Genomic DNA, 7,291 nt, shown 5'->3' on the forward strand with positions numbered 1-7,291 from the left:
CGTTTTCCGTGCTGATCCTCGCCGTGAACTTGAAATTTGTTCTTGGCAATGTCCATACCGATGGTGTATACTTGCGTCATGGTTCGCTCCCTTGATGTGATTTTCTCTGTATACATCGTGGCACGTTGATGCCGTTTGAGCAACTCGCTCTGAGAGGGGAGCGGGCCATCCCATCAGGTTGCGGCCAGCTCGCGGAGCAGTCGGTTGCGGAGTCAGCCGGCAGATGGGGCGACTGTGGATTGAAACATATATTCTGAATAATTTTCCCTCGCAGGCCCTTTCTCCCGCAAGTCCATGAAGAATCAGACCAAAGCCTTTGTTTATGCCGCTCTGACCATCCTCGCCTGGTCTACGGTGGCCACGGCGTTCAAGGTCGCTCTTGCAAGCCTCAGCCCCATGCAGCTCATTTATGTGAGCATGGGTACGTTTCGTGTTTCTTCTGGGAGTCTCAGCGGTGCAGAGGAAGTTTTCCGTATTTGCCGGGCTTTCCGGAAACGACTGGAAGAACGGCGTATTCCTCGGCTTCATGCTCTACTTCTACTACACGGTGCTGTTCACGGCCTACGACTTCCTGCCGACCCAGATAGCAATGCCCATAAACAATACCTGGGCGCTCATGCTGGCGCTGCTGGCTTCCCCATTCCTCAAACAGAAGCTGTCCGCCAGGGAACTGTTCTGGATGGTCTTTGCCTACTGTGGTGTCCTTATCATCGCACTCGGCGGCGGAGGTGAACTTGGTCCGCTGAACCCGATCGGTCTGGCCTGCACGTTGGGCAGTACCGTGCTCTACGCGTTGTACTGGATAGTGAACGCGAAAAGCCGCATTCCCCCGCTCCCGGGACTCGTCCTCTGTTTTTTCACCGCCTTCACGCTGGCTGCACTCACGCTCCTCGTGCGGGGAGAGGCGCTGTTCTTTCCCCTGCGCCCTCTGCTTGGCGGTGTGTACGTCGGGCTTTTCGAACTGGCCGTCCCCTTCCTGCTCTGGAGCATGGCGCTGCGCCTCGCTTCTTCGGTGGCGCATATTTCCACGCTGCCGCTTCTTGTTCCGTTTCTGGCACTGTTCTGGATCAGCATTATTATAGGTGAGCCTATTGCCTTGAGCACGCTGGCCGGGCTTTTTCTTATCGTCTCAGGTACCTTCATGCAGCAGCGCGCCGCTCGCCGTGCGAAGGAGACGGACAGCTAAAGGATGCCTGCATGAAGTTTTATTCAGAATGAGTTAAGGGATAGTATCCCAAAGAAACACATTTTTCTGGATATACATTAATGTCACAGTCTGTCGCAAACAAGACTTGCCTTCTTGATCCATGTTGCCGTTATGTCTAGTTTTCTGTATGACTTTTAGTTAGCTATATAGACAGATTCCAGTAAACCGAAAAGATGTCGAATTAAAAAGGACGGGGTTCGGATTTGCCGGTATCCCCGTCCTTTCGTTTTGGAGAGAGTATTTAGAACTTTACGTTTTCGGCGGCTTCCAGCGCCCTGGCAAAATCTTCATTGCTGTGCGCGAAGGACAGCATATTGGCTTCAAAGGCGGACGGTGCCATGAAGATGCCCTGTGCCCGCATTTGTTTGTAGAAGGACTCAAAGAGTTTCTGATCTGTCGTGCGGACGCTCTCGAAGTCCATGAGCGCGGCCTCGGTGAAGTACACGGTAAACAGCGAGGCAATGTGCGGAATCTGCACCGATACGCCCTTGGAACGGAGTATGGCTTCAAGCTCCATCACGAAGCTGTGAACCTTCGCTTCCAAAGCGGCATAGTCGGAGTGTTTGAGGATGTCCAGCGTCGCCAGTCCTGCGGCCATGGCCAGAGGGTTCCCTGACAGCGTACCCGCCTGATAAACCTCTCCTTCCGGAGCCACATGGCGCATGAGATCCGCACGGCCGCCGTAGGCTCCCACGGGCAGACCGCCGCCGATGATTTTGCCGAAGGTGGTCAGGTCGGGCAGGATGCCGAAGCGACCCTGGGCACCGGCGTAGGACAGTCGGAAGCCGGTGATGACTTCGTCGAAGACCAGAAGCGCCCCATAGCGTGTACACAGGTCGCGCAGCCCCTTGAGAAAACCGGGCTGGGGCAGGATCAGTCCCATGTTTCCGGCCACAGGCTCCACGAACACCGCAGCGATCTCTTCGGGGTGCGCCTCGAAAAGCGTGCGTACCACATCAAGGTCATTATACGGAGCGAGCAGGGTATCGGCCACGGTCGCGGCGGGAACGCCGGGAGTGCCCGGTATGGAGAACGTGGCTACACCCGATCCGGCGCTGGCGAGGAAGGCGTCCCCGTGCCCGTGATAGCCGCCGATAAATTTGATGAGCTTGTCGCGGCCGGTCACGCCGCGGGCCAGCCGCAGGGCGCTCATGGTGGCCTCTGTGCCGGAATTGACCATGCGCACCATCTCTACGGAAGGCAGTGCCGCACAGACTTCCTCGGCCAGCCGCACTTCGTCTGCACAGGGTGCGCCGTAGCTCGTCCCGCGCATGGCCGCCTTGCAGATGGCTTCGGTCACCTGGGGATGAGCGTGCCCCACAAGCATGGGACCCCACGAGCCGAGAAAGTCGATGACTTCCTCACCGTCTACGGTGGTCAGGTGAGAACCATGGCCTTCCGCGATGAAGAGGGGATCGGCGTGGACGTTACGGCATGCGCGTACCGGACTGTTCACCCCGCCGGGGATGAGTTCCTGTGCGCGGACAAAAAGCGCTTCGGAACGTTGAGTATTCATGGCAGGCTCCTGTATCGCCCTTACGGCGGCTAGGCAAAATAGGTCATGGAAATCTTTTTCAGTTCCTTCTCGCTCTCCAGAATCTCGTATTCCTTGAGAGTTGTGGTGCGGCAAAGCTCTCGGACGACTTCAAGACAGTCTTCCTCGCTCCTGCCGTGGATCATGGTGTAAAACGTGTACGGCCATTCCGCATACGCGCTCGGCCGGTAGTAGCAGTGAGAAATGTGCGGATGTTCTGCGGCCTTTCGGCCGATTTCGTCCACGTCGCCGGGAGATGCGATCCAGGCCACCATCGCGTTGCATGCCCAGCCAGTACGCTGATGCTTGATGCTTGCCCCGAAGCGTCGTATGGCCCCGCAGTCCTGAAGGCGTTTCAGGAGAGTCAGAACTTCCGTTTCCGTAAGGTTTGCGGCAGCGGCTATGTCCGCGTAGGGCGTGAGCGTATCCGGCAGATCTTTCTGAACAATGCGCAGGACGGCCCGTTCTTTTTCTGTAAATTCCATACTCTTCCTCTTCTGAAACAACTGTTGGCAGCAAGTATAGTCGTTGCCTGTCTCCTGCGCAAGAGAGCGTACGCGGGAAAACTTTTCTAATGCTCAGTGGTGTGTTTCGATACTGTGCATTGGCTCACCGCTACGGAATTTACTGCCAAAAGAGGGACAGCTTGGAAGCATGTATCAGCATTTCCGAAGAACTGCCGTTCCTCTGAGAAGACAGAGCAGAGCGCCGGAATCTCGCAGAAAAGGTCTTTTGCCTGTTTGAAGCAGCAGTGAAGCATGGCAACATGATCGCGAAACAGAGTGGCTCAGGTATTGCCGCAGGTCGGATTGGTGTCCGTTTTTGGGGCTTCATGCTTGTAGTTAATCGTTTAGCGTAACTGTAGTGTAGCTGGTGAGAGCCTTAGCGCAGCACGGGGACGCTCATCGGTCAAGCCGGTGGTACTCCCATGCATGTTTACGGTTCAACAGCTATTTTTTCAACAGTGCGGCCTGCCTTGGAGTAACCCCCAAAGCCTTAGCTGTGGCGGACGGCCCCCTGCCGAGCGTATCGAAACCGGCATTGAGCAGACGGCGGATTTCAGCGGTGCGCACACTGGTATTGGGAGCGCCGAGGATCACGGCGATGAGCGTATGCCCCCTGCGCCGGGCCGAGGCGATGATATTGTATCCTGCGGCGGTCACCCAGCCGGTCTTGAGGCCAAGAATGCCGGGGTAGGAACGCACGAGAGGGTTGTGGTTCGGCTCCGTTCGGCCGTGGTGGGTGACAGAGGGGGCGAGGTGGTAGCGCCGGGCGCGGGGATAGACAGTCTGATAACTGCGGGCCAGTCTGAGCATGTCCCGGGCGGTTGTGTATTGGTTTCGATCCGGAAGGCCGTGGACGTTGACAAAGCGGCTGTTTTTCATGCCCAGACGCCTGGCTAGTGCGTTCATCTGCTTGACGAACGCGCCCGTGGATCCGGCAACATGCTCGGCCACGGCGACGCTGGCATCGTTGCCCGAGGCCACGGCCATGCCGTAGAAGAGCTTATCCAGTGTAACGCGATCGCCTGCCCGAAGGCCCATGCGGGAACCGCCCGTACCCGCAGCGTTCCGGCTGACCCTGACCACGTTGGAGTAGTCCGTTTTTCTGGCACTGATGGAGTTATAGGCCACATACAGGGACAAAACCTTGGTCAGGGAAGCGGGTTGGATACGTTGGTCGGGGTGCTGTTCGTACAGGATGCGGCCCGTGGTCACGTCCATGAGAATGGCGCTTTTGACATTGAGGGGCGCGGCCTGAGCGAAGCCAGGAGCGAGGCAGAAGGCGAGGAGCAGGGCAAAGACGCGGAGGAAGGCGAGGCTGCTGGGCATGGTTTTTCCTGGGACAGGGGGGAAGAGGGAAGACCGTGACGAAGGCGAAAGAAATTGTTAGACAATTTTTGCGGTGGTGGCAAGCCGGAGCGTCAGAGTGCAGCGGCACGCAGATACGCTTTCACTGTAAGATATTGTAACAGGAAAAAAGATGAGTTTTGCCGCCGTGCGGGTTATAATGGAGAAAAGGTCTGGAGGAAACAGCCATGTCAGACGCCGAACACACGCAGGAAAAGCCCGTTTCTCTTCTCGTGGTCGATGACGACGCAGATATCAGCAGTCTTATCGCCGAATACCTTCGCCAGCATGGATACTGCGTCCGTACCGCTGCCGATGGCGAGTCCATGTTTGCCTGTTTTCAGGAAGAAACGCCGGATCTTGTGGTGCTGGATATCATGATGCCGGGGGAGGACGGACTCTCCCTGTGCCGCCGTCTGCGCACGGGCGAGACCGGTTCTTCTGTGCCGGTGATTTTTCTCACGGCGCTGGGGGACACTACGGATCGCGTGGTGGGGTTGGAACTGGGAGCCGATGACTATGTGGTCAAGCCCTTCCAGCCCAGGGAGCTTCTGGCCCGTATCCGTGCTGTCCTGCGCCGGGCGGGTCGCGGCACGGAAGACGGGACGGTTCGGCCGGAAAAGGCGTATCGCTTCAGCGGTTGGACGCTCGATCTTTCCGCCCGCCATCTGGTGACGCCGAACGGCGTGGTGGTGAACCTGAGCGGCGCGGAATTTCGCTTGCTCTCCATTTTTCTTGAACATCCGCAAAAGGTGCTCAGCCGTGATTTTCTTCAGGACGAATTGCAGGGGCAAGAGCTGGATCGCAGTCCCTTCGACCGCAGTCTCGATGTGCAGATCTGCCGTCTGCGCGCCCGCCTGCGTGATACGAGCCGTGGGGCAAAGGAAGAACAGCTCATTAAAACGGTGCGCGGTGATGGTTACGTCTTTGCCAGCACGGTGACGGCGGAATAGCCTATGCCGGAAACGCTGAAGATGCGCGGGAAATGGAGCCTGCCTGAAGCAGTGCGCCGCGCAGCGGCACGGCTTTCGCCCGATTCTTTGCTGTCGCGGCTCATCCTCATCTTTTCCGGTGGTTTTTTTGCCATTCTTGTGTTGACGACCATCTACGCAGGGGAGTCCAGGCATTTCTACTTCATGCGTGGACTCATGGCCGACCGTGCCCGAAGCATGGCTGAAACCGCAGTGCTCCTGGATGCATGTTCCCCGGAGATCCGTTTTGTCCTGAGGGAACAACTCAACACCAAGGGCTTCAAGGTCTACTTTTCAACGCTTCCGCCCGTTATCTCCGGTGATGTTGAGGACACTCGGGAAGCATCGGAACTGATGGAGACCATGCTGAATCGATCGCTCTCCAGGCTCTACGACGGTCCTAGGCGTCCGCACGAGCATGGAGCCAAACGGGAGATCCCGCGCCGTGCGGCGCTGATGGTGAACGAACTGAACCTGCCCAGCCCGATGGAGGCGTTTTACGAATCGGTGCGGGGTTATGTCGCGCCCCCTCCTAGAAAGAACCATTCTTCGGTGTACCGTGCAACGGCCGTCGTGCCTCTGCATGACGGCACATGGCTCATCATCGAGGACTCCTCCCCGGGCTATCCTCCCATGCCTGCCTTCCCGCTCACGGGTATCATCGCCATTGAGCTTTTCTTCGTAGGCATCAGCCTGATAGCATTTTTCCTCTGCGTCCAGCCCCTGCGCCGTCTGGCCCGTGCAGCCGACAGCTTTGGCCGCGACATTCCCGGTACGCCCCCCGTGGACGAGAGAGGCCCTACGGAGGTTCGGGAGGCAGCGCAGGCGTTCAACCGTATGCAGCGAAGCATCCGGGAATTTCTGGAAGAACGGGAACGCACGCTTGCGGCAGTTTCCCACGATTTGCGCACACCCCTCACCCGTATGCGTCTGCGTGTGGAACAGCTCGACGAGTCTCAGCGCATTCCCCTTCAGAAGGATATCGGCGAACTCCAGCAGCTCATGGATACCACCATTGACTTGGCGCGCAGCAACACGGAGCCGGAAGCGCAGGTGGACGTGGCATCGCTGCTGGAAACCCTGGTGGAAGATCGTCAGGACATGGGACTCGATATTAGTCTGGAAGAACGGCTTCAGAATAGAGATGAACTTTGTTCTATTGCCCCGCTCAAGGCTCGGCCGCAGAGTTTGAAACGCTGCCTGGCGAACCTCATGGACAACGGACTGCGTTACGGCGGGCATGTGGTTGTGGACGTAAAGGACGCGCCGGATCTGCTCACGGTGACTATCGCCGACAGCGGACCGGGCATCCCTGAAGCGGACTTGGAAAAGGTCTTTGAGCCATTCTTCCGTATTGAGCCTTCGCGTAACCGCAGCACTGGCGGTACCGGACTTGGCCTGTCCATAGCCCGGAACATGGCACGCTTGCACGGTGGCAACGTGAAACTCTCCAACCGTCCGGAAGGAGGTCTCCTAGCTGTGGCCACCTTCCGAAGGAGCTGAGGTCTCCGCTTTTTGTTTGGCGTGAAGTCTGACAGAGTAAAGAGGGGCCGGCGTTAAGATGAATACCGTACTGGTTGAACTCAGGGGTGCTATGTTTTTTGAAAAAGCACATGAATGGATCGGCGTAAAGGCAGAAAAATCCCCTGGAGGTGATATGCACCCCATCAGGTGGACAAAGTAAGAAAGCCCCGCTAGGCTGAACTTTGTAAACAGATGGGGATTTGTA

The 7,291-nt window shown here is 57.5% G+C and carries 6 protein-coding genes; 3 read left to right on the forward strand and 3 right to left on the reverse strand.

Annotation, left to right across the window (positions count from 1 at the left end; all coding sequences use genetic code 11):
- The first annotated feature begins 430 nt into the window (after positions 1–430).
- Positions 431–1,186, forward strand: coding sequence for a DMT family transporter (locus Q0Z94_RS10400; protein WP_366517613.1), 756 nt, complete (start codon positions 431–433; stop codon positions 1,184–1,186).
- A 262-nt stretch (positions 1,187–1,448) separates the two neighbouring features.
- Here the strand turns inward: Q0Z94_RS10400 and hemL are convergent, their stop codons facing one another.
- The 3 genes from hemL to Q0Z94_RS10415 form a co-directional block, all read right to left on the reverse strand.
- On the reverse strand, positions 1,449–2,723 hold the full coding sequence (gene hemL / locus Q0Z94_RS10405) for a glutamate-1-semialdehyde 2,1-aminomutase (protein WP_298069469.1): 1,275 nt from the start codon (positions 2,721–2,723) through the stop codon (positions 1,449–1,451).
- 29 nt (positions 2,724–2,752) lie between these two features.
- A complete protein-coding gene (locus tag Q0Z94_RS10410) occupies positions 2,753–3,226 on the reverse strand; it encodes a siroheme decarboxylase subunit beta (protein ID WP_298069471.1) in 474 nt (157 codons plus the stop codon).
- Positions 3,227–3,691: 465 nt separating this feature from the next.
- Entirely contained in the window at positions 3,692–4,573 is an 882-nt protein-coding gene (locus tag Q0Z94_RS10415; RefSeq protein WP_298069474.1) for a D-alanyl-D-alanine carboxypeptidase family protein, read from the reverse strand.
- Positions 4,574–4,779: 206 nt separating this feature from the next.
- Between Q0Z94_RS10415 and Q0Z94_RS10420 the strand changes: the two genes are divergently transcribed.
- Positions 4,780–5,544 (forward strand): response regulator transcription factor, encoded by a 765-nt coding sequence (locus tag Q0Z94_RS10420; protein WP_298069476.1) that lies wholly within the window; start codon positions 4,780–4,782, stop codon positions 5,542–5,544.
- A gap of 3 nt (positions 5,545–5,547) precedes the next feature.
- On the forward strand, positions 5,548–7,065 hold the full coding sequence (locus Q0Z94_RS10425; protein WP_298069478.1) for an ATP-binding protein: 1,518 nt from the start codon (positions 5,548–5,550) through the stop codon (positions 7,063–7,065).
- Positions 7,066–7,291: the final 226 nt, after the last annotated feature.

It is taken from the genome of uncultured Mailhella sp. (genome assembly GCF_947631555.1).
Lineage (GTDB): Bacteria > Desulfobacterota > Desulfovibrionia > Desulfovibrionales > Desulfovibrionaceae > Mailhella.